Annotated in this window: 18 protein-coding genes and 1 pseudogene; 11 read left to right on the forward strand and 8 right to left on the reverse strand. The window is 69.7% G+C overall.

Annotation, left to right across the window (positions count from 1 at the left end; genetic code table 11):
• Positions 1–183: 183 nt before the first annotated feature.
• From ASF58_RS16525 to ASF58_RS16540, 4 genes are all read right to left on the reverse strand, one after another.
• Complete coding sequence (locus ASF58_RS16525) at positions 184–1,089, reverse strand: BLUF domain-containing protein (protein WP_055954797.1); 906 nt, start codon at positions 1,087–1,089, stop codon at positions 184–186.
• A gap of 43 nt (positions 1,090–1,132) precedes the next feature.
• Positions 1,133–2,857 (reverse strand): EAL domain-containing protein, encoded by a 1,725-nt coding sequence (locus tag ASF58_RS16530; RefSeq protein ID WP_055954800.1) that lies wholly within the window; start codon positions 2,855–2,857, stop codon positions 1,133–1,135.
• Between the two features lie 466 nt (positions 2,858–3,323).
• The gene (locus tag ASF58_RS16535) at positions 3,324–3,578 is read right to left on the reverse strand and encodes a hypothetical protein (protein WP_055954803.1); all 255 of its coding nucleotides are present in this window, start codon (positions 3,576–3,578) and stop codon (positions 3,324–3,326) included.
• Complete coding sequence (locus ASF58_RS16540; RefSeq protein ID WP_244477367.1) at positions 3,575–4,330, reverse strand: Crp/Fnr family transcriptional regulator; 756 nt, start codon at positions 4,328–4,330, stop codon at positions 3,575–3,577. The genes ASF58_RS16535 and ASF58_RS16540 overlap by 4 nt, the downstream gene beginning before the upstream one ends.
• 604 nt (positions 4,331–4,934) lie before the next feature.
• Between ASF58_RS16540 and ASF58_RS16545 the strand changes: the two genes are divergently transcribed.
• The gene (locus ASF58_RS16545; protein ID WP_348271607.1) at positions 4,935–5,579 is read left to right on the forward strand and encodes a Crp/Fnr family transcriptional regulator; all 645 of its coding nucleotides are present in this window, start codon (positions 4,935–4,937) and stop codon (positions 5,577–5,579) included.
• Positions 5,580–5,622: 43 nt separating this feature from the next.
• On the opposite strand, the gene ASF58_RS16550 is transcribed toward ASF58_RS16545, so the two are convergent.
• Entirely contained in the window at positions 5,623–5,862 is a 240-nt protein-coding gene (locus tag ASF58_RS16550) for a hypothetical protein (protein ID WP_055954812.1), read from the reverse strand.
• Between the two features lie 275 nt (positions 5,863–6,137).
• On the opposite strand from ASF58_RS16550, the gene ASF58_RS16555 reads away from it, so the two are divergent.
• Entirely contained in the window at positions 6,138–8,354 is a 2,217-nt protein-coding gene (locus ASF58_RS16555) for a VTT domain-containing protein (RefSeq protein ID WP_082513133.1), read from the forward strand.
• On the opposite strand, the gene ASF58_RS16560 is transcribed toward ASF58_RS16555, so the two are convergent.
• The 3 genes and pseudogenes from ASF58_RS16560 to ASF58_RS16570 form a co-directional block, all read right to left on the reverse strand.
• The gene (locus tag ASF58_RS16560) at positions 8,351–9,106 is read right to left on the reverse strand and encodes an endonuclease/exonuclease/phosphatase family protein (protein ID WP_055954816.1); all 756 of its coding nucleotides are present in this window, start codon (positions 9,104–9,106) and stop codon (positions 8,351–8,353) included. The two genes, ASF58_RS16555 and ASF58_RS16560, sit on opposite strands and share 4 nt — an antisense overlap.
• Before the next feature lie 15 nt (positions 9,107–9,121).
• Complete coding sequence (locus ASF58_RS16565) at positions 9,122–9,373, reverse strand: hypothetical protein (RefSeq protein ID WP_055954818.1); 252 nt, start codon at positions 9,371–9,373, stop codon at positions 9,122–9,124.
• Between the two features lie 213 nt (positions 9,374–9,586).
• Positions 9,587–10,589, reverse strand: a pseudogene (locus ASF58_RS16570) (SDR family oxidoreductase).
• Between the two features lie 395 nt (positions 10,590–10,984).
• Here ASF58_RS16570 and ASF58_RS16575 point away from each other — a divergent pair.
• The 9 genes from ASF58_RS16575 to ASF58_RS16615 all read left to right on the forward strand — a co-directional run bounded on the left by ASF58_RS16575 (position 10,985) and on the right by ASF58_RS16615 (position 20,962).
• Positions 10,985–12,538 (forward strand): ABC transporter substrate-binding protein, encoded by a 1,554-nt coding sequence (locus ASF58_RS16575; RefSeq protein WP_156375772.1) that lies wholly within the window; start codon positions 10,985–10,987, stop codon positions 12,536–12,538.
• A gap of 292 nt (positions 12,539–12,830) precedes the next feature.
• Positions 12,831–13,811, forward strand: a complete 981-nt coding sequence (locus ASF58_RS16580; RefSeq protein WP_055954824.1) for an ABC transporter permease — start codon at positions 12,831–12,833, stop codon at positions 13,809–13,811.
• Positions 13,808–14,770 (forward strand): ABC transporter permease, encoded by a 963-nt coding sequence (locus ASF58_RS16585; RefSeq protein WP_055954827.1) that lies wholly within the window; start codon positions 13,808–13,810, stop codon positions 14,768–14,770. Before ASF58_RS16580 ends, ASF58_RS16585 begins: the two co-directional genes overlap by 4 nt.
• Before the next feature lie 24 nt (positions 14,771–14,794).
• Entirely contained in the window at positions 14,795–15,778 is a 984-nt protein-coding gene (locus tag ASF58_RS16590) for an ABC transporter ATP-binding protein (RefSeq protein WP_055954829.1), read from the forward strand.
• A gap of 11 nt (positions 15,779–15,789) precedes the next feature.
• On the forward strand, positions 15,790–16,809 hold the full coding sequence (locus ASF58_RS16595; protein WP_055955425.1) for an oligopeptide/dipeptide ABC transporter ATP-binding protein: 1,020 nt from the start codon (positions 15,790–15,792) through the stop codon (positions 16,807–16,809).
• 39 nt (positions 16,810–16,848) lie between these two features.
• Positions 16,849–18,342 carry an amidase gene (locus tag ASF58_RS16600; protein ID WP_055955428.1) on the forward strand — a complete coding sequence of 498 codons (1,494 nt, stop codon included), beginning with the start codon at positions 16,849–16,851 and terminating at the stop codon, positions 18,340–18,342.
• 33 nt (positions 18,343–18,375) lie between these two features.
• Positions 18,376–19,269 (forward strand): polysaccharide deacetylase family protein, encoded by an 894-nt coding sequence (locus tag ASF58_RS16605; RefSeq protein ID WP_055954833.1) that lies wholly within the window; start codon positions 18,376–18,378, stop codon positions 19,267–19,269.
• Positions 19,270–19,364: 95 nt separating this feature from the next.
• Complete coding sequence (locus ASF58_RS16610) at positions 19,365–20,111, forward strand: PIG-L family deacetylase (RefSeq protein ID WP_055954836.1); 747 nt, start codon at positions 19,365–19,367, stop codon at positions 20,109–20,111.
• A complete protein-coding gene (locus ASF58_RS16615) occupies positions 20,111–20,962 on the forward strand; it encodes a galactosyltransferase-related protein (RefSeq protein ID WP_055955431.1) in 852 nt (283 codons plus the stop codon). The genes ASF58_RS16610 and ASF58_RS16615 overlap by 1 nt, the downstream gene beginning before the upstream one ends.
• The last annotated feature ends 9 nt before the right edge of the window (positions 20,963–20,971 follow it).

A 20,971-nucleotide genomic window follows, 5' to 3' on the forward strand; every position in this document is an offset into this window, starting at 1 on the left:
CGCGGGTCTGCGCGACGGCGGCTGTCGTCCGAGCGGACCTTCGGCGGCTGGTGGCGCGCGCTGATCGCGCGTCTGCGCGGCAGGGCAGCCGAAGCGCCTCGCCGGGTCTGACTTGCTCGAAGCCTGCCCGAGACGAGGCCTCGCGGCGGAAGACCGCGACCGGGAAGCGAACGGCCGGCGGCGTCAGGCAGCGCGGACGGAGGCACCGACCGCGGATGCGTCGGGTGACCCGCGAACCGCCTCGGCCTCGCGGCACAGGGCGGAGGCGAGGCAGCGGGCCCGTTCCACCCAGAGGTCGCGCTCCTGACGGACAGCCACGACCGCGGCGCGGTCTTGGGCCTGCGCGATGCGCAGATCGTCGAGCTCCTCACGCAACGCCGTGGTCCGGCGCCGCTCCTGGGCCAGCGCCTCCCGCAGCACCGCCAGCGCGGCGTGATCGGACGCAGCAGGCTGGCCCGCAGGCTGGCCCGTCGAAGCGGACGCGGTTGCCGGCATGGCCGGGGTCGCCGGAACCGACGGGTTTGCCGGACGCAGATCCGCCACCTCGGCCCGGATGCGGTCGACGTCGAGACCGGTCATGTCGGACCTCGGCGCGGGCGCATCCGCGTCGCTGGTGCCCGCGACGGTCGGCATCGTGGCGATCGACGCAGTGCCGGGAACGCCCTCCTCCTCGATCACCAGACCGTGGAGCATCCGGAACACGGCGTCGCCGTCGAGCCGGGACAGGTCGAAGCCGCTCTCGCGGGCGAGATCGTTCCACAGCGTCTGTCCGGCCTCTGCCTGACCGACGAAGGCCATGGACCAGTTCGTGAAGCCCCGCGCCTCGGTCGGCCCGCATTCGAGCACCGTGACGTCGCCGTGCCGCTGATCGCGCTGGATCCGCTCGAAGGTGCGCTCCACCCCCTGGCGCGGGCCTTCGAGCACCTGCGCGAAGGCACCGCCGTTGAACATCAGCGCGCCGGTGACGCCGACCTCGGCGTTGTTCCGCTGCGAAGTCGCGAGGATCTGCGCGACGGCGCTGCTCGCCTCCGCGTCGGGGACCTTCAGAAGGTTCTTGCTGGCATAGACGAGACGATAGAGGTCGCTCATATCCGATCTCCGGAAAAGCTGGACACGGTCGGGGGCGGCTGCCTCACGCCTGGGCGAGGCCGTGTGGGCCGAGGTCGTTAAAAAGGGCCAGCAGCGCCTGGGCCGGGATCGGCCGGCTCACGAGGTAGCCCTGGACGTCGGTGCAGCCCTCGGCGCGGATGCGGCGCATCTGGTCCTCGGTCTCGACGCCCTCGGCCACCGTGGTCATGCCGAGGCTGCGCCCGAGACCCGCGATCGCACGGATCACCGCGTCTCCGTCCGGCTTCTGGGTGATGTCGGCCACGAAGGAACGATCGATCTTGATCTTGTCGAAGGGGAACGAGCGCAGGTAGCTCAGGGAGGAGTACCCGGTCCCGAAATCGTCCATGGAGACGCGGATGCCGAGGGCGCGCAGCCGGTGCAGAGTCCGCAGGGTGCGCTCGTTCTCCTGAAGCAGCACGCCCTCGGTGATCTCGATCTCCAGGCGGCTCGCGGCGAGCCCGGAGCTCGCCAGCGCGGAGACGATGACCTCGACGAGGCGATCGCCCTTGAACTGCGCGGGCGACACGTTCACCGCGACGTTGATCGCCGAGGGCCAGGTCGCGGCATCGCGGCAGGCCTGGCGGATGACCCATTCGCCGATCGGGACGATCAATCCGATCTCCTCGGCGAGCGAGATGAATTCGCCCGGCGGGACCATGCCGCGCTCCGGATGAGTCCAGCGCAGCAGCGCCTCGCACCCGGTGACGCGGTCGTTCTCGAGGTTCAGCTGCGGCTGATAGTGGAGGGAGAACTCGCGCCGGCCGAGGGCCTGGCGGATGTCCAGTTCGAGGCGGCGGCGCGCCTGCATGCGGGCGTCCATCTCGGCCTCGAAGAAGCGGAATGCCCCGCGCCCCTCGAGCTTCGCCCGGTAGAGGGCGAGGTCGGCGCATTTCAGCAGGCGATCCGCGTCGGTGCCATCGCGCGGCGCCACTGCGACGCCGACGCTGGCGCCGATGGTGAGCAACTGCCCCTCGATCATGTAGGTGCGGCCGATCAGGTCGACGATGCGGCGCGCCAGGACCCGGGTCTCCTCGAGGTCCGTTACGCCGCGCTGGACCACGACGAACTCGTCTCCGCCGATGCGCGCGACGGTATCGCAGGGACGGAGCGTGGCGCTGAGGCGCTCGGCGACCTTAGCCAGAAGGGCATCGCCGATCGCGTGACCCAGCGTGTCGTTGACGGGCTTGAACCGGTCGAGGTCCACAAGGAGCACCGCGCAGGCGCCGTCGGAGGTCTCCACCTGGGCGAGGGCATCCTCCAGGCGTTCGCGCAGGTGCAGGCGGTTCGGCAGGCCGGTCAGGGGGTCGAGGCGCGCCCGTTCGCTGGCCGCGCTCTCGGCGGCGCGGCGCAGGGTGACGTCCTCGAGGGTGACGGTCCAGCCCCGGCAGGTCCCGCGGGAGCGGCCGAAGGGCTGGATGCCGACCTCGAGCGTCAGCCCCGCGTGCTGGATCTCGAAGGCGAGGCCCTCGCAGCGGTCCAGGGCGCATCGGACCTGGGCGAACAGGGCATCCCGGCGGAGGGGCAGGAGGCGGCAGAGGGTGTGCAGGGCCTGACGAAGGCTCGGACGTTCAGGCAGGCCGAACCCGCCCACCACGTCCCGCGCCGGCCCGGTGCAGAGGACCAGCCGGCCCCGCTCGAAGACGAGAAAGCCCTGGCGCACCACATCGAGATAGGGTGCCGGCCCGAGCGCGGACTCAGCCGGGCCGGGGGTCGTCTCCGGTCTCGCGCGAACCTGGACTGCCTGCATCACGTCGCCGCTCCGGTGCGCATCCGGGGTGCGCCAGCGCCGCGAGTATAGAGACGCGAAAGTAAATTATAGGTTTTCGCGCCGCCGACTCTCAAATGTGAAAATCTTAGGCCATGTCAGGGGCGTTCACACGACACGACGCCGCAGTGATCTGGTCAGATTCAGAAGTGATAACTGCGAAGCAACTGAGCATCGCAGAACATCGACAGCCATCCAAAGATTACGAGGCCGACTTCATCGCTTGCTGAACTTTGACGATCGAATGGTCTCGCCGATACGATCGGGGGGCAAGGTATCGGCGAGACCTGGTCGATCCGAAGACGGCGCGACGGGTTGAGCATGTCCGACGGTTGCAGCCGGCACATTCACACACATCAACGTGGCAGGGGTTCGCCGTGGCCGAGGGCTGTTTTCGACGCGAGGATCAACGAAGCGTGGTCGAGAACGCGAAAGAGCGCGCGATGTCTCAGCCGAAGGACCGGGGCTCCGACAATTGCCGGCCGATCCAGGCCTGCGCCTCGTCGAGATCCGCGAAGATCGGCGCGTGCACATTCTCGACGCGCCCGAAGCCCGCTTCCAGAAACCAGTGTCCCGCCTCGGAATCATGCTCGCTGGAGAGTTGGACGAGCACGGCGACGAGCATCCCATCCTCGAAAACCAGCCGGCTCTCGCGGTCATTACTGCCCGTCGCGATCTGAACGGGCTGGAGTTTCATGGTCATGCCGCGGCCCGCGTTCCCAGGTGCAGGTATTTCGAGTTGAATTCCGCTATCGATTTCAGGCGCTGACGATCCAGAATCTTCAGCGTCCTACCCTTGAGTTCAATCACACCTTGGCGCCGGACTTCCTGAAGCGAGCGGTTCACGTGCACATTCGAGAGGCCGACGGTGTCGGCGAGATCGAGTTGGGTGACCGGGAACTCGTAGGAATTTTCGCTCGCGAAGCCGACCACCTGCAGGCGGACGAGCAATTCGCAGAACAGGTGGGCGATCCGCTCGATGGCCGATCGACAGCCGACGTTGACGAGCCATTCGCGCAGGGTCGCCTCGTCCACCAGCGTGCCCATGCGCAGGGAGCGCGCGATCGCCGGGTGCTCGTCCATGATCCGTTTGACGACGTCGATGGGAATCCGCACCACGCGGCAGGCCGACAGGGTGGTGATGGTGTGGTCCATCTGCGTGAGCAGCGCCACGTCGAGGTCGCAGGCGTCACCGGGAACCAGGTAGGCGGTGATCTGGCGCGCCCCGTTCGCGCGGTGCTTCTGCCGGCAGGCGATGCCCTCCATGATCAGGATCACGCCGTCCGGGGCATCGCCCTCGCGGATCAGGTCGACGCGTGGCCCGATGACGTGACCGTTGGCGCTGATGCGCCGGAGCACCGCCCGCTCCTCCTCGGTGAGAGGTCCGAAACCCTCCAGCTTTCGCACCAGCGGGTTCGAGGAATCGGCGAGGGGGATCGAGGAATGAGACGACAAGACGATGTCCGTAATCCTGGCAACAATCTTCGGATCGCGTGAGATCGCGACCAGCGGTGCACCGATCGACCCTCACATCACGCGGAGTCGGGGACACATCGGTGAGCGGCGCGGCCAGAAATCCCGATCCGTCGGTGCGGGCACGCGCCGGAGAGCCGGACGGCCGGCCTCGGCCGCGCGAGCCGACCCACTCCGCTGCCGTTCCGGGTCGAGACTGCGCCGTCGACCCGGCGTGCCTGCCCCGCGATCCCCGTCGGCTCGCCGATCCGACGATGTCATGCTGCTCTCCTACCGCGCACTGCGGAGGTCAGGCCGCAGGGCTTTGCATTTTTTATCCTGCCGCTTCAGCAGTTGTAAGCACCCGAGCCGCATTTGTATGATTTCAAACCTTTAACCTATGTTTATGAACCCACTACTGATGCGTTTAGATGCTCGCAGGATGATCTGCCATCTTTGATTGATCTAGTGCTCAACCTTCGCTATGGCCGCGCCAGGGCGGGAGAGGCTTGGTTCTCTGACCCGAGAGAACAAGGTCTGACCTCAGCGAATGCAAGTCTTGCCGCGTAACCGTTTGCTGCGGACCCTTTCGTCCGACGATTTGGCGTTGCTTCAACCGCATCTGCGTCGCCTGGACCTGGCAGCCCGGCAAGTTCTGGTTCAGGCCGGGGCCGATCTCGCACAGACCTACTTCGTCGAGGCCGGCCTCGTATCGGTCATCCTGCAGGTCGGCACGACCCGGATCGAGGTCGGAATGATCGGTCCGGAGGGTTTCGTGGACGCCGCCAGCGTCATTCTCGGGTCGACCCATTCGCCCTACGAGCATGTCGTCCAGATCGCGGGGGTCGCCCTCGTCATCGATCGGGATGCCCTCGAGGCCGCGATGGAGCGCAGCGCCACGCTGCGCCGGCAGATGCTGCGCTTCATCCAGGCGGAGCTGTTCCAGGCGCGCCAGACCGCCTTCGTGAATGCCAGTTTCGGCATCGAGACCCGGCTCGCCCGCTGGCTCCTGATGTGTCACGACCGCGTCGAGGGCGACGACCTCGTCCTCACCCACGAAATCCTGGCGGTGATGCTGGGGGTTCAGCGCTCCGGCGTGACGCTGGCGGTCCAGAACCTGGAAGGCTCCGGCTATATCTGGGCCCGGCGCGGACGGATCACGATCCGGAACCGGGAACGGCTGCAGGAAGCCGCGGGACGGAGCTACGGCATCGCCGAGGCGGCCTACCGGCGCCTGGTCGAAGAGGAATGAGACCCCGCGCCTCGGGTCCTAAGCAGCGGACCGGTTGCCGACGCTATCCGGCGGCGTGGGACGAGTCCTCGGCGCGCACCGGCTCTACGTCGTCGAGGGACGGAACGTAGGCGCACCAGGCGCATCGCCCGGCCTCTGCCATGCGCGGGGTGTTCGCCTGGGAGCAGAGCGGGCAGACGTCGAGCCGGAGGCCCGCCTCGCGGAGGAGGCCGCGCCCGCGGCCGCGAAAGGTGATCTCAGCGTCCTGGGAAATGGTTCGGGATCCTGGGTTGTCGCGGGTCATGGCCGGGATCGCGGCGTGCGGCCTCGTCGTCCCGGCCGCCTCGGTTCGGGCGGGCCGGCGAGCGATAGCGGATGCGCCGCGACGGTGCAAAGGTCGATGCTGCAGCGCAACGCTTCGACGCGCGACGCATTCTGTGTGTTCGTGCTGTGTGTTCGTGCCGTGTTTCGCGGCGGCACAGGCAGTGGAGCGACAGACACCGTGAGACGAACACAACGAAACGGCTCGTCCATCGCTTTTCGGCGTGACGCAAGCGCGGCCGTTTGACATCAACCGGTATGCGTTCCTGGCTTCTCATCCTGCTCGGTCTCGCGGCAACGGCCGCGGTCTGGTTCCTTCTGCCGGTTCAGGACTGGCTCCAGGCCTTCGGCGCCTGGGCGGCGAGTCTCGGGCCCCTCGGCCCCCTCGCCTTCGCGGCCCTCTTCGTCCTGGCCACGCTGCTGGTGATCCCGGGCACGCCGCTGACGATCGCCGGAGCGCTCGCCTTCGGGTGGTGGTCGCTCCCGATCGTCCTCGGGGCGGCGACCGTCGGTTCCGTCCTGGCCTTCCTCGCGGCGCGCTTCGTCCTGAGACGACGCGTCGAGCGCGTCATCGCCCGACGTCCCACGATGGTCGCCACGATGGAGGCGGTGGGCGACGGCGGATGGCAATTGCTGACCCTGATGCGGGTCAGTCCCTTCGTGCCCTTCAACGTGCAGAACTACATTCTCGGCCTGACGCGGGTCCGTGTGCGGGACTTCTTCGTCTCGACCCTCCTCGGCATGATCCCGGGGACGATCCTCTGCGTCTATCTCGGCGTGATCGGCCGCACGGCGGCCGACTCGGCCGCCCACTGGATCCCGCTGGGGCTCGGCCTGGTTGCGACCTTCGGGGCCGTCGCGGTGACGCGCCGCCGCGTGCAGGCGAAGCTCGCCGCGCGCGGGCTGCATCCGGCGTCCCGTTCGCCCCGGGCCGCCGATCCAGGCGCGCCGGCTCCGCGCCGGTCCGAGGCGCGCTGGCTTCGGCCCGGCCAGACCTGCTGGCGCATCGAGCAGGCCGATCGGCTCGCCGTCCTCCATGACGGCGCCGCCTACTTCGCGGCCGCCCGCAGCGCCATGCTGGAGGCGCGCCACTCCATTCTGCTGATCGGCTGGAGCTTCGACCCGCGCCTGCGCCTCGCGCCCGACGGCAGCCACGCCCCGGAGGGGGAAACCCTGGTGGACCTGCTCCACCGCCTGCGCGCCTGCCGGCCGGACCTCGCGATCCACATCCTGATCTGGGACATGCCCTGGCCGCTCTCGGCCGGACGGGACCTGACACCGGAGGCGGTGCGCGCCCTGCTGGGTCCCGGCATCGGCTACCGGGTCGATGCGACGCTGCCCTTCGGCGCCTGCCAGCACCAGAAGATCCTCGTCGTCGACGACGCGGTGGCCTTCTGCGGCGGGGGCGACTTCGAGGCCAATCGCTGGGATACGCCGGCCCACCGGGACGGCGACCCCCGCCGGCGCCTTCCCAGCGGCGAGACCTATCCGCCGCGACACGACATCATGATGGCGGTCGACGGCCCGGCGGCGGCGGCCCTGGGTGACCTCGCGCGCCAACGCTGGCACGAGGCCACCGGCGAGCGTCTGCCTCCCCCGCCCGCACGGGACGGGACGCCCTGGCCGGCCTCCGTGACCCCGCTCCTCCACGCCACGTCGGTCGCCCTGTCGCGCACCCGGCCCGCCGGCCCGAAGCGCGCGGCCCTGCACGAGAACGCCGCGTTGTACGCCACCGCGATCCGGGGCGCGGCCCACGTCATCTACCTGGAGAACCAGTACCTGACGTCGCCCCTGATCGGCGACGCGCTGATGGCGCGCCTCGGCGAGGCCGAGGGACCGGAGATCATCATCGTGGTGGCCGAGCGCAGCCCGAATGCCTTCGATCGGCTGACCATGGACAGCGCCCGACGGGGACTCATCCGCAAGCTTCGGGCGGCGGATCGCTTCGATCGCCTCCGCATCCTGGCGCCGCATACGGCGGAGGGACGTCCGATCCTCGTCCATTCCAAGGTGGGCATCTTCGACGATCGCCTGGTGCGCATCGGGTCGACGAACCTCAACAACCGCTCCCTCGGCTACGACAGCGAGTGCGACCTGGCCATCGAAGTCCTGCCGAGCGAGGACGCGCCTCTCGCGCGATCCGCCATCCTGCGCCTGCGGGACGGCCTGCTCGCCCACCACGCCGGTTGCCCGCGCGAGGATTTCGAGGAGGCGGTACGCCGTCGCGGCTCCCTGCGCGCGGTGCTGGACGATCCGTCCCTCGTGGCGCCGCGCCGGCTCTGCCCGCTGGTGCCTTCCCGGCGCGGCGCCCTCGCGCGCCTGGTGGAGGCCTGGCATCTCGGTGACCCGGCCAGTGTGCGCGATGCCTGGCGGCCCTGGCGCCGGGCCGCCGCCCTGGAGCGGTTCCGGCGGGGCGAGCGCCCGGCGGAGGCGCCGGCGGCTCAGACCTCCGGCGCGACGGCCAGGGCTTCCTAAGGCCGCAGCACCGCCCGCGGCACCTCGGCGAAGTCGAGCGTCGCCAGGAGCGGACGATGATCGGACGCGCAGCGCGCGGCCCCGTCGCGCAGCACCGCCACCTGGTCCACCCGGAGGCCCGGACCGACGAAGACATGGTCGAGACGCAGAACCGGACAGCGGCTCGGGAAGGTCGCGCGCCCCATCCGGCTGCGCGCGACGGCGCGGGCGTCGCTGAGTTGCGCGGTCAGCTGGCGATAGGCCCGTGACCACGGCGTTGCGTTGAAGTCTCCGGCCAGGACCACCGGTCCCGCCGCCGATGCGGCCGCGAGCCAGTCGGGACCGAGCAGTGCCACGAGCTGCGCGCTTCGCTCCGCCGCGGCGAGGCCCAGATGGGTGTTGAGGACCTGGAGCCGGTGCCCATCACAGGCGACCTCCACCCACAGGGCGCCCCTCGGCTCGAGACCCGGCCGACCGGCGAGCCCGGGCAGGCCTCCGGCCCTGACGAGGCGGGAGGGATGCGTCGTGAGGATCGCGTCGCCGTAGCGCTCGGTCTCGACCTCGAGGGCGGCGTGGAAGTGCGCCCGCATGCCCAGGTGCCGGGCGAGGGCCCCGGCTTGGTCGACGCCGCCGGTCCGGGCGCGGCCGAGGTCGACTTCCTGCAGCGCGACGATGTCGGCGCGGCTCGACCGAATGGCACGGGCCACGCGCTCCAGATCGACGCGCCCGTCGGTGCCGCGCCCATGGCGGATGTTGTAGCTGAGGAGGCGCATGCGGGGCGGTCGCCGTCAGGCCGAGGGCTCGGCGAGGCGGCTGCGATGCCGGTCGAGCGCGGCCCGCAATTGCGGCAGGAAGGGCGAATGGCTGTCCCACGGCCGGACCGCCTCCTGCAGCCGCTCCAGGGCCTCGACCTGGGCGGACAGGCCCTGGGCCTGCGAGAGATAGGCCCAGATCGCGTCTTCGGCCTCGCCGAGATCGACGGGTTGTTCGGCCACCAGGAGGCCCTGGAAGCGCTGTAGCGTGTGGTCGAGATCGGCCATGTCGAACTCCCCAAATCCTCTCTCACCACCGGCGCCGCACGAACCGTTCACCGGATACGCCGCTCGACCCGACCGAGCGCCGGTGAGCCGGCTCCGTCGCGCGCCGGGTACCGGACCATATGGAGCGGCGCCCGCGATCGGGGAGCGTCGCCCCGGCCGGTCTCCCGGCATCCCGCCCGTGTCAGTCCGCTGCACCCGCCGGTGCGTCGCCCCTCAGGAACGCCGCAGGCCCCCGAGCAGGCTCGCCGCCGCCAGTCCGACACCGGCCACCACCGCGGCGGTCGTCAAGGGATGCAGGACGGAACGCGTATAGAAGCTGCGGCGCATGACGTAGCCCAGGTGTTCCCCGGCGACGCGGCCTCCCAACCCTGCCCCGTAGAGGGCACCGTCGCGGTGGCGGGCGGGCTCGTCGCGCTGCTGCTGCGCCGTCATCGTACGGGCGATCCGGTCGAAGGTCCGGGGCGCCATGCGCTGGGCACTGCTCATCAGGCGGCCGCCGCCACCGATGTAGATGTCGCGCTGCGGATGCACGGCGGCCTGGACGATGGCGTTGGCCACCTCCTCGGTGCGGTAGATCGGCGGCGGCAGCTTCGGCTCGTGGTCGGTGTAGTCGCGCGTTCTGCGGAAAGGGCGTGTCGATGGAGGCGGGCTTGATCAGCGTCACCGCCACGGGCGCGCCCTCCTGCTCCAGCTCGATCCGCAGGGCGTCGGTGAAGCCTTTGATCGCGTGCTTGCTGGCGCAGTACATCCCCTGCAGCGGGAAGGCGATGTCGGAGGCGACGCTGCCGAGGTTGATCAGCACGCCGCCCGTCGTCTTGAGATGCGGCAGGGCCACGAGGGAGCCGTAGACGAGCCCCCAGAAATTGGTCTGGAACAGGCGCTGGTGGTCGGCATCGCTCACCTCCTCGAGGCGTCCGAAGATCGACAGGCCGGCATCGTTGACCCAGGTGTCGATGCGCCCGAAACGCTGGATGGCCCGGTCGGCCACGGCCTGAAGCTGCGCCCGCTCGCCCACATCCGCGACCACGTGGATCGCCTCGCCTCCGCCTTGCTCGATCGCGCGCTGGACCTCGGCGAGGACCTCGCCGTTGCGGGCGGTGAGGACGACCTTGGCGCCGGCCGCGGCCGCCATCCGGGCGGTGGCGAGGCCGATGCCGCTGGAGGCGCCGGTGATGACGACGACCTGCTGGTCGAGGGGCTTGCGGGTGGCGAACATGCGGTCCGGTGTCCTGGGCGTCACGCCGGTGTTTTGGGCGTCACGGGTGAACGGGGATGCTTCGTCAACCGGCCTCGCCGCGCCCCTGTTCAGCCGCGACGCCGACGCGTCCCGGCCGCAGCGAGTTGGGACTTGACCGATTCGTGGCTATTGACCGATTTTTGGGCACAGAGCGGCCCGGTCGATGGGCGATGGCGGGTCCACAGCATCGGCGTGGACGGCGCCGAGAACCGGGTTCGGGCTTGGCCCGATCCATGCCAAGGTACAGTCGATGCCAAGGTACGATCGACGCCAAGGTGTCGGCAGTCGCGTGCGAAGCAGACTCGAAGAGGATGGGTGCCTTGTTGAAGTCCACGGTCAAAGCGTTCGTCTCGGCCACCGCCCTCGCCGCCGTCATGGGCCTGTCCGCCACCGCGCCGGCCGCCGCGGCGAACGTCTTTCGCTTCGCCTTCCAGGGGGACATCAAGTCGCTCGACCCCTACTCCCTGAAGGAGAGCTTCACGATCGGCATGCACGGCGCGGTCTTCGACTCGCTGATCACGCGTGACAAGGATCTGAACCTCGCGCCGATGCTCGCCGAGTCCTGGGAGAATCCGGAGCCGACGCGCTGGCGCTTCCACCTGCGCAAGGGCGTGAAATTCCATGACGGCTCGGACTTCACCGCCGACGACGTGATCTTCTCGGCCAACCGCGTCCGGGCGCCGGGCTCGAACTTCACCACCAACGTGCCGTCCGACGCCGAGTGGGTGAAGATCGACGACCACACCGTCGACATGAAGCTCAAGAGCCCCAACCCGATCGCCCTGTACCAGTTCTCGACCTGGTACATCATGTCGAAGTCCTGGGCCGAGAAGAACGGCGCCGTCGCCCCGACCCTGCCGAGCGCGACCTCCACCAGCTACGCCGCCCTGCACGAGAACGGCACCGGGCCGTTCATCATCACCGAGCACCAGCCCGGCGTGCGCACGGTGTTCAAGAAGAACCCCAACTACTGGGGCAAGGTGGACTCGAACCTCGACGAGGCAGTCTTCACCACCATCCAGAACGACGCCACCCGCGTCGCCGCCCTGATCTCCGGCGAGGTCGACTGGATCGACCCCGTGCCCCTGCAGGACGCCCAGCGCGTCAACGGGAGCGGCACCGCCACCGTGATGGCCGGGCCGGAGCTGCGCACGATCTTCCTCGGCATGGACCAGGCGCGCGACGAGCTGAGAGACTCGAACGTCAAGGGCAAGAACCCGTTCAAGGACGTCCGCGTGCGCGAGGCCTTCTACCGGGCCATCGACGAGGAGACGATCGCCAAGCGCGTGATGCGCGGGCAGGCCGTGCCCTCCGCCCTCCTGATCGCCCCGGTGCTGTTCCCCCGCGCGTCCGAGTTCAAGCGGCCCGAATACGACCCCAAGCGCGCCAAGGCGCTGCTCACCGAGGCGGGCTATCCGGACGGTTTCTCCCTCGGCATGGATTGCCCGAACGACCGCTACGTCAACGACGAGGCGATCTGCCAGGCCGTGGTCTCCATGCTGGCCCGGGTCGGCGTGAAGGTGAACCTCAATGCGCAGCCCAAGGCGAAGTACTTCGCCAAGGTGCTGGCCCCCGCCTACGACACCTCGTTCTACCTGGTGGGCTGGACCCCCTCCTCCCAGGATTCGCACAACATCCTGTTCGAGATCGCCGGCTGCCGGAACGGCTCCAAGCCCGGCCGCGGCAACTGGAACCTCGGCAATTACTGCAACCCGAAGGTCGACGCGCTCGCCGACTCCGTCGAGGCCGAGAGCGACCAGACCAAGCGCAACGCCGAGATCAAGGAAGGCTTCGACACCATCCAGGCCGACTGGGGCTTCATCCCGCTGCACCAGCAGGCCCTGGCCTGGGGCGTCTCGAAGAAGGTCACCCTGGTCCAGCGCCCGGACAACATGCTGATGCTGTACTGGGTCTCGAAGCAGCCGTGACCGCTATGGCCGAACGGTTTGAGGACGTCGCATCGCCCCGCGTCTCCGCCCGGCGGGGAAAGTGCGATCGCATCCGCTGGTCTGTACGCCGAACCGGCGCGTGCAGCCCCCCGTCATCCCGGGGCCGCGCGGCGGGGCCCGGGATCCGGAAACGGAGCAGGTGCCGGACGTCACACCGTGGGCGGTCCTGGAGTCCGGGCACGCCTGCGGCGCCCCGGACTGACGGCGCGCCGCTGTCTGCGATCGCTCAGCGTGCCGGTCTCGGCGATCGGCGCGGCCGGATCGCCCGCCGATGATCGCGTTCATCCTGCAGCGCCTGCTCCAGTCCATCGCCGTGCTGTTCGCGGTCGGCCTGATCGCCTTCTCGATGTTCCGGTTCGCCGGCGATCCCGTGAACCAGATCGTGGGCGTCGACACGCCCTATGCTGAGCGCGTCGCGATCCGGAAGGATCTCGGGCTCGACGATCCCGTGGCGGTCCAGTTCCTGCGCTACGCCGGCAACGTCGCGCGCGGCGAGTTCGGCACCTCCTACCAGTTCCGCCAGCCGGTCTCGTCGCTCCTGGCCGAGCGCATGCCCGCCACCCTCGAACTCGCGCTCTGCGCGACGCTGTTCGCGCTCACCGTCGGCATCCTGATGGGGGTCTACTGCGCCCTGCGGCGGGACACCTGGCTCGCCAAGATCTTCCTCGCCATCTCGCTCGTGGGCATCAGCCTGCCGACCTTCCTGATCGGCATCCTGCTGATCTTCCTGTTCTCGGTGACGCTGGGCTGGCTGCCCTCCTTCGGCCGCGGCGACACCGTGCGGCTGGGCTGGTGGACCACCGGCTTCCTCACCGCCTCGGGCCTGCGCGCGCTGATCCTGCCCTCCGTCACCCTCGGCCTGTTCCAGATGACCCTGATCATGCGCCTGGTCCGCGCCGAGATGCTGGAGGTGCTGCGCACGGACTACATCCGCTTCGCCCGGGCACGGGGCCTCACCACCCGCTCGATCCATCTCGGCCACGCCCTCAAGAACACGCTGGTGCCGGTCATCACCATCGCGGGCCTGCAGCTCGGCTCGGTCATCGCCTTCTCGATCATCACCGAGACGGTGTTCCAGTGGCCCGGCATGGGCCTGCTCTTCGTCCAGGCCGTGCAGAACGTCGATATCCCGATCATGGCGGCCTACCTGCTGCTGGTCGCCGCCATCTTCGTCGTCATCAACCTCGTGGTGGACGTGCTCTACACCATCGTCGATCCCCGCCTGCACCTGTCCACGGGACGGGCCTCATGAGCGCGTCCGTACAGGAGTCCCCCCTCCTCCCGCCGGCGCCCGTGAAGCGCTCGGCCCTGGCCCGCTTCCTCGATTCCGACGTCTATGCCAGCTTCCGCCGCTCGAAGCTGGCCATGGGCGCCTTCGCGGTGACGCTGCTCTTCGCCCTCCTGGCGCTGGCGGCCCCCTGGATCTCGCCGCAGAATCCCTACGACCCGGCCCAGCTCGAGCTCATCAACTCCAACCTGCCCCCGATCTGGTACGCCGATGGCCTCGCGCCCTTCACCCTCGGCACCGACGACCAGGGCCGCGACGTGCTCTCGGCGGTGTTCTACGGCCTCCGGCTGTCCCTGGTGGTGGGGCTCCTTGGCGTCCTGGTCTCGGGTGTCCTCGGCATCCTGCTCGGGCTGATCGCGGGCTATTTCGGGGGCTTCGTCGATACGCTGATCATGCGTATCGCCGACGTGCAGCTCACCTTCCCGGCGATCCTCATCGCCCTGGTGGTGGACGGCGTCGCCAAGGCAGCCCTGGGCAGCCAGATGGACACGAACGCCGCCATCGGGCTCATCGTGCTCTCGATCGGGCTGTCGTTCTGGGTGCAGTACGCCCGCACCGTCCGGTCCTCGGTTCTGGTCGAGAAGAACAAGGACTACGTCCAGGCCGGGCGGCTCATCGGCCTGTCCTCGCCGGTGATCATGGTGCGGCACGTCCTGCCCAACGTCCTCGGCCCGGTCTTCGTCATCGCCACCATCAACCTGGCGCTGGCCATCATCACCGAGGCGACCCTGTCCTTCCTGGGCACCGGCCTGCCCGACTCGATGCCCTCCCTCGGCACCCTGATCCGCACCGGCAACCGCTTCCTGTTCTCCGGCGAATGGTGGATCGTCGCCTTCCCGGGCCTGGCGCTCGCCGGCCTCGTCCTGGCGATCAATCTGCTCGGCGACTGGCTGCGCGACGCCCTGAACCCCAAGCTGCAGTAACCGCGACGCCATGACAGATCTGACATGACAGAGCCCGTTCTCTCGGTCCGCAACCTGCGCGTCGCCTTCGCGGGTCGGCGCGGCACCCTCACGGCCATCGACGACGTCTCGTTCGACATCGCCCGGGGCGAGATCCTCGGGGTCGTCGGCGAATCCGGGGCGGGCAAGTCGGTGACCGGCTCGGCCGTCATCGGCCTGATCGATCCCCCCGGCGCCATCGTGGGCGGCGAGATCCGGCTGCAGGGCGAGCGCATCGATACCCTGTCGCCCGAAGCCATGCGGCGCATCCGGGGCCGGCGCATCGGCATGATCTTCCAGGATCCGCTGACGAGCCTCAACCCACTCTATCGCGTCGGTCGGCAGATCGTGGAGACCATCCGCACCCATACCGACCTGTCCGAGAAGGCCGCGCGCCACCGCGCCATCGACCTCCTGGCAGAGGTCGGCATCCCGGCGCCGGAGCGGCGGATCGACGGCTACCCGCATGAATTCTCCGGCGGCATGCGCCAGCGCGTGGTGATCGCCCTGGCCCTGGCCGCCGAGCCGGAGCTCATCATCGCCGACGAGCCCACCACGGCCCTCGACGTCTCGGTTCAGGCCCAGATCATCGCGCTCCTGAAGCGCCTCGGCACCGAGCGCGGCACCGCCGTGATGCTGGTGACCCACGACATGGGCGTGATCGCGGAGGCCGCCGACCGGGTGGCCGTGATGTATTCGGGCCGCATCGCCGAGATCGGCCCCGTGCGCGACGTGGTGCAGAACCCGCTGCATCCCTACGCCAAGGGCCTGATGGGGGCGATCCCGACCCTGGCCCAGGAGACCGACCGCCTCGCCCAGATCCCCGGCTCGATGCCGCGGCTCTCGAACATCCCGAAGGGCTGCGCCTTCAACCCGCGCTGCCCTTCCGTCTTCGCCCGCTGCGTGGTGGAGCGGCCCGATCCGATTTCGGTGGGCGCACACCGGGTCGCCTGCCACCTCTACGATCGTTCGGAGGCCTCCGCCGCATGAATGCGCCCGTGATGCCGCCGTCGATCCCGGGCACCCGCGCGCCGGACACCCCCTACGTCGCGATCGAAGGCCTGCGCCGCACCTTCGACGTGTCGCGGCCCTGGCTCGCCCGGGTCATCGAGCGCCAGCCGCGGCAGATCCTGCGCGCCGTCGACGGTGTCAGCTTCGAGATCCGTCGGGGCGAGACCTTCGCGCTCGTCGGCGAGTCCGGCTCGGGCAAGTCGACGGTCGCCCGCATGGTGGTGGGCCTGCTGCCGCCGAGCGCCGGCGACGTGCGCATCACCGGAATCTCGATGACCGACCCGCGCCAGGCCGCGGATCGCCGGCGCCTGCGCCGCCGCATCCAGATGATCTTCCAGGATCCCTACGCCTCGATGAACCCGCGCTGGCGGGTCCGCCTGATCATCGCGGAGCCGATCCGGGCCTTCAACCTGCTCCAGGGCGACATCGCCATCGCCCGCCGCGTTGGCGAACTCCTCAGCCTCGTCGGCCTGCATCCCGACGACGGGGTGAAGTACCCGCATGAATTCTCCGGCGGCCAGCGCCAGCGCATCGCCATCGCCCGGGCGCTGGCCTCGGAGGCGGAGTTCCTGGTCGGAGACGAGCCGACCTCGGCCCTCGACGTCTCGGTCCAGGCCCAGATCCTCAACCTGATGCGCGACCTGCAGGATCGCCTGGGGCTGACCTACCTGTTCATCAGCCACAACCTCGCCGTGGTGCGCCACATGGCGAACCGGATCGGGGTGATGTATCTGGGGCGCGTGGTCGAGATCGCAGACGGACGGGAACTCTTCCGTGCTCCGAAACATCCCTACACGCGCATGCTGCTCGATGCGATTCCGGATATCGGGCTCACCGGGCGCAAGCGCATCCCCGTCTCGGGCGAGATCCCGAACCCCATCGATCCCCCCGCGGGCTGCGCCTTCAACCCGCGCTGCCCCTTCGCGAACGAGCGCTGCCGCATCGAGGTCCCGGCCCTGGTCGAGGGCGTGGCCTGCCACGCCTTCCAGGAGCGGCGTCTGCCGGCCTGAGGGTCGGTGGCCCGCGCGAGCGCGTTCCAGAGCCAGAGCATGAACACAGACCCATCCATCGCCGCGGCCGAACCGGCGGCGGGCGAAGCCCCCGACAACGACATCCTCAGCCTCGGGGCCGTCGACCTCTCGGCCGCGATCCACTCCCGGCGCGTCTCCTGCGTCGAGGTCATGACCGCCTGTCTCGATCAGATCGATCGGCTCAATCCCACGGTCAACGCCATCGTGGCGCTGCGCGACCGGGGCGAGCTCCTGGCCGCGGCCGAGGAACGCGACGGACAGGCGGCACGCGGAGAATTCCTCGGACCGCTGCATGGATTTCCCCACGCGGTGAAGGACATCGATGCCGTCAAGGGCTTGCCCTTCACGCAGGGGTCGCCGATTTTTCGCGACCGCATCGCGGCGGCCGATTCGATCATGGTCAAGCGCGTGCGCAAGGCCGGCGCGATCTTCACGGGCCGGACCAACATGCCGGAATTCGGCCTCGGCTCGCAGACCTTCAATCCGGTCTACGGCGCCACCCGCAACGCCTATGATCCGACCAAGACCTCCGGTGGCTCCAGCGGCGGCGCGGCGGTGGCGGTGGCCCTCCACATGCAGCCCGTCGCCGACGGCAGCGACCATGCCGGCTCCCTGCGCAACCCGCCCGCCTTCAACAACCTGTTCGGGCTGCGCACCGGCTACGGGCGCATCCCGATCGAGACCAAGGACGCCTTCACCCCCGGCCTCGGGGTCTCGGGCGGGATCGGGCGCTCCCCGGCCGATATCGGACTGCTGCTCTCGGTCCAGGCCGGCTACGACGCGCGGGTGCCCTACGCCAACACGCAGGACCCCGCGATCTTCACGGAGGACCTGAAGCGAGATTTCAGCGGTGCCCGGATCGCCTGGTTCGACGATCTCGGCGGCTACCTGCCCTTCGAGCCGGGCGTGCTCGACCTCGATCGCAGCGCCCTCTCGGCCTTCGAGACGCTGGGCGCCAAGGTCGAGTGGGATCGCCCGCGCTTCGACATGGGCAAGGTCTGGCGCGACTGGCTCACCCTCCGGGCCTGGATGACCGCCTCGAACCTGCGTCCGCTCTACGACGAGCCGGCCTACCGGGCGCAACTGAAGCCGGAGGCGGTCTGGGAGGTGGAGCGCGGCCTCGCGCTCACCGCCGATCAGGTCGCGGCCGCCCAGGAGGGCCGCACCGCCTGGTACGAGGCCGTGCGCCGGTTCCAGGAGCGCTACGACTTCCTCCTCATGCCCTCGACCCAGGTCTTCCCCTTCGACGTGGAGGAGCGCTGGCCGAAGGTCGTCGGCGGCCGGGCGATGGACACCTACCACCGCTGGATGGAGGCGACGATCCCCGTGACCATGAGCGGCCTGCCCGCCCTCAACGTGCCGGCGGGCTTCGACCCGGCCGGGCGCCCGTCCGGCATCCAGATCGTCGGCCCCAACAACGGCGAGCGCGCCTGCCTCCAGCTCGGCGCCGCCTACGATGCCGCGACCCGCTGGGTGACCCGGCGCAAGCCCGCGCTGCTGAACCCCTCCTGATCGTTCTCCCGAGATTCGCCTTCGAGACCCCCGATGACCGATACGCCCGCGCCGCATCACGGCCGCTACGCCTACAGCGCCCTGCCCGACCGGCCGGTCTACGACTGGCCCGGGGGCAAGCGCCTCGCGGTCTATCTCGGGCTCAACCTCGAGGGCTTCGATTTCGGCCGGGGCCTGGGCGCCGAACTCGCGCCGGGCGGCCCGCAACCGGACGTGCTGAATTACGCCTGGCGCGACTGGGGCAACCGGGTCGGCGCCTGGCGGATCAAGGAGACCCTCGACGCCCTGGAGATGCCCGCCAGCGTTCTCGTCAACAGCCGGCTCTACGCCGATTGTCCCGGCCTGATCGAGGCGTTCCGGGCGCGCGGCGACGAGATCGTCGGGCATGGCCGCACCAACACCGAGCGCCAGGGCGACCGGGAGGAGGCCGAGGAGCGGGCCCTCATCGCCGAGGCCACCGCGATCCTGACCGCGCAGGAGGGCAAGCCGCCGAAGGGCTGGCTCGGACCCTGGATCTCGCAGAGCCGTCGGACGCCGGACCTCCTCGCCGAGGCGGGCTACACCTACTTGCTCGACTGGTGCCACGACGACCAGCCGACCTGGTTTTCCACCCGCGACGGCGGGCGCATCCTCGCCGTGCCCTACCCGCAGGAATTGAACGACATCCCCGCCATCGTCGCGCGCAAGGAGACCGGCCAGCAATTCGCCGACGCCATCGTCGAGGCCTTCGACGAGATGCTGGAGCAGTCGCGCACCGCCCCCCTGGTGATGGGCATCGCCCTGCATCCCTACATCGTCGGCCAGCCGCACCGCCTGCGGCCCCTGCGGCGCGCCCTCGCCCACATCGCGGCCCGCCGCGACGCGATCTGGCTCACCACCGCCGGCGGCATCGCCGCCTTCGCGGCGGAGAGCGGGACCGCTCTCTGACGGCACGCCCGGCGGCCGATCGTTCAGACATCGATCAGACAGGGGCCGCTATACGGACGGCTCGCGTTTCCCGAACGCTCCTGCCGAGCCCGCCCATGCATGCCGACGCCTTCCTCGCCGCCGCCGAACGCCTGCCGGTCGCGGATCTCGACGCCCTGACCGGCGGCAAGGGCGTGGTGGTGGTGGCGCCCCACCCCGACGACGAGAGCCTCGGCTGCGGCGGCCTCATGGCCGAGGCCCGCGCCCGGGGTCGCGAGGTCCGCGTCGTCATCGTCAGCGACGGGTGCGGCTCGCACACGCATTCGGCGCTCTATCCGCCGGCCAAACTGCGTGACCTGCGCGAAACGGAGACGGTCGACGCTGTTGGTATACTGGGCGTATTTCAGGAGTCCGTGACCTTTCTCCGCCTGCCCGATGCCGGTGTTCCGAGCGCCGGTCCGATCGCGGAAGCGGCCGCCGCCCGGATCGCCGCGATCGCCCGCGATGCCGATGCCGGCGCCGTCTGCGTGACTTGGGGCCACGATCCCCATTGCGACCACCAGGCCGCCGCCGCCATCGTCCGCCTGGCGCGGGCGCATCTCGGTCCGATCCGGATTTTCGCTTATCCCGTCTGGGGTTGGACCCTGCCCGAGGGCACCGAGGTCGGCCCGGCGCCCACCGGTCTGCGCCTCGATGTCGGGGCCCACCGCGCCGCGAAGACCGCCGCGATCGGCGCCCATCGCTCCCAGACCACCGATCTCATCTCCGACGACCCGACGGGCTTTCGCCTGGAGCCGGCGATGGTCGCCCGCTTCACCGGCCCCTACGAGATCTTCGTCGCCATGGACGCACCCACCCCGTGATCGCCGACACCACCCTCATCACCCTGAACAAGGGCCGCGACGCCCATCTCGCCCGCCTGCTCGAAGGCGTCGCGCGAGGTCCACATCCGGAGGCCTGCGTCATCGTCGAGATGGGTGCCGAACCCGCCCCCCTGCCGGATTACGGTTTTCCCATCCGCCGTATCGTCCTCGGCAGTGATGGCCTGCCCCTGGCTCGAGCCCGCAATGCCGGCCGCCAAGCCGCCGGCACCGAGCGGCTCATCTTCCTCGACGTGGATTGCATTCCCTCGGCGGATCTTGTGCCGCGCCTCAGCGCCGATCTGGCCGAGGCCGATGGGTTGATCTGCTGCGAGATTCGCTATCTGCCAGCGGGCGCTGTCGGGGACGGATGGACGGAAGCCGGACTGCGCGCGGTGGGCCACGCCCATCCCGTCCGTCAGTTCCCAGCCGAGGGACTGACCCGGACCGACAATGCCGGGCTGTTCTGGTCCTTGGCCTTCGGCGTCCGGGCAACGACCTTCGACCGCCTCGGCGGCTTCGACGAGGCGTTCGACGGCTACGGCGCGGAGGACACCGACCTCGCCTTTCGCGCCGATGCCCTCGGAATCCCCGTGCTGTTCAGCGCAGGCGGGCAAGCCTTCCACCAGCATCACCTCGCCTGCGATCCGCCGTTGCAGCACTTCGACGACATCGTCCGGAACGCGACGCGCTTTCGCGCACGGCACGGTCTCTGGCCCATGGACGGATGGCTCGACGCCTTTGCCGCGCGCGGCCTCATCAACACGCAGTGGCGCGACGATCTCATCGTCTTGCGCCAACCCGGTGCCAACGAGATTGCCGCGACGCGGCTTTCTGCAGACCGTCCCTTCTGAGATCTCGGC

The sequence above is a fragment of the Methylobacterium sp. Leaf125 genome (assembly GCF_001423085.1).
Classification (GTDB): Bacteria; Pseudomonadota; Alphaproteobacteria; order Rhizobiales; family Beijerinckiaceae; genus Methylobacterium.

Bases quoted from the DNA above. Each gene is read 5' to 3' on its own strand.
- ASF58_RS16535 (WP_055954803.1), bottom strand. From the start codon at position 3,578: ATGACCATGAAACTCCAGCCCGTTCAGATCGCGACGGGCAGTAATGAC.
- ASF58_RS16580 (WP_055954824.1), top strand. From the start codon at position 12,831: ATGATCGCGTTCATCCTGCAGCGCCTGCTCCAGTCCATCGCCGTGCTG.
- ASF58_RS16575 (WP_156375772.1), top strand. From the start codon at position 10,985: ATGGGCCTGTCCGCCACCGCGCCGGCCGCCGCGGCGAACGTCTTTCGC.
- ASF58_RS16560 (WP_055954816.1), bottom strand. From the start codon at position 9,106: ATGCGCCTCCTCAGCTACAACATCCGCCATGGGCGCGGCACCGACGGG.
- ASF58_RS16550 (WP_055954812.1), bottom strand. From the start codon at position 5,862: ATGACCCGCGACAACCCAGGATCCCGAACCATTTCCCAGGACGCTGAG.
- ASF58_RS16610 (WP_055954836.1), top strand. From the start codon at position 19,365: ATGCATGCCGACGCCTTCCTCGCCGCCGCCGAACGCCTGCCGGTCGCG.
- ASF58_RS16530 (WP_055954800.1), bottom strand. From the start codon at position 2,857: ATGCAGGCAGTCCAGGTTCGCGCGAGACCGGAGACGACCCCCGGCCCG.
- ASF58_RS16595 (WP_055955425.1), top strand. From the start codon at position 15,790: ATGCCGCCGTCGATCCCGGGCACCCGCGCGCCGGACACCCCCTACGTC.
- ASF58_RS16555 (WP_082513133.1), top strand. From the start codon at position 6,138: ATGCGTTCCTGGCTTCTCATCCTGCTCGGTCTCGCGGCAACGGCCGCG.
- ASF58_RS16565 (WP_055954818.1), bottom strand. From the start codon at position 9,373: ATGGCCGATCTCGACCACACGCTACAGCGCTTCCAGGGCCTCCTGGTG.
- ASF58_RS16590 (WP_055954829.1), top strand. From the start codon at position 14,795: ATGACAGAGCCCGTTCTCTCGGTCCGCAACCTGCGCGTCGCCTTCGCG.
- ASF58_RS16525 (WP_055954797.1), bottom strand. From the start codon at position 1,089: ATGAGCGACCTCTATCGTCTCGTCTATGCCAGCAAGAACCTTCTGAAG.
- ASF58_RS16585 (WP_055954827.1), top strand. From the start codon at position 13,808: ATGAGCGCGTCCGTACAGGAGTCCCCCCTCCTCCCGCCGGCGCCCGTG.
- ASF58_RS16600 (WP_055955428.1), top strand. From the start codon at position 16,849: ATGAACACAGACCCATCCATCGCCGCGGCCGAACCGGCGGCGGGCGAA.
- ASF58_RS16605 (WP_055954833.1), top strand. From the start codon at position 18,376: ATGACCGATACGCCCGCGCCGCATCACGGCCGCTACGCCTACAGCGCC.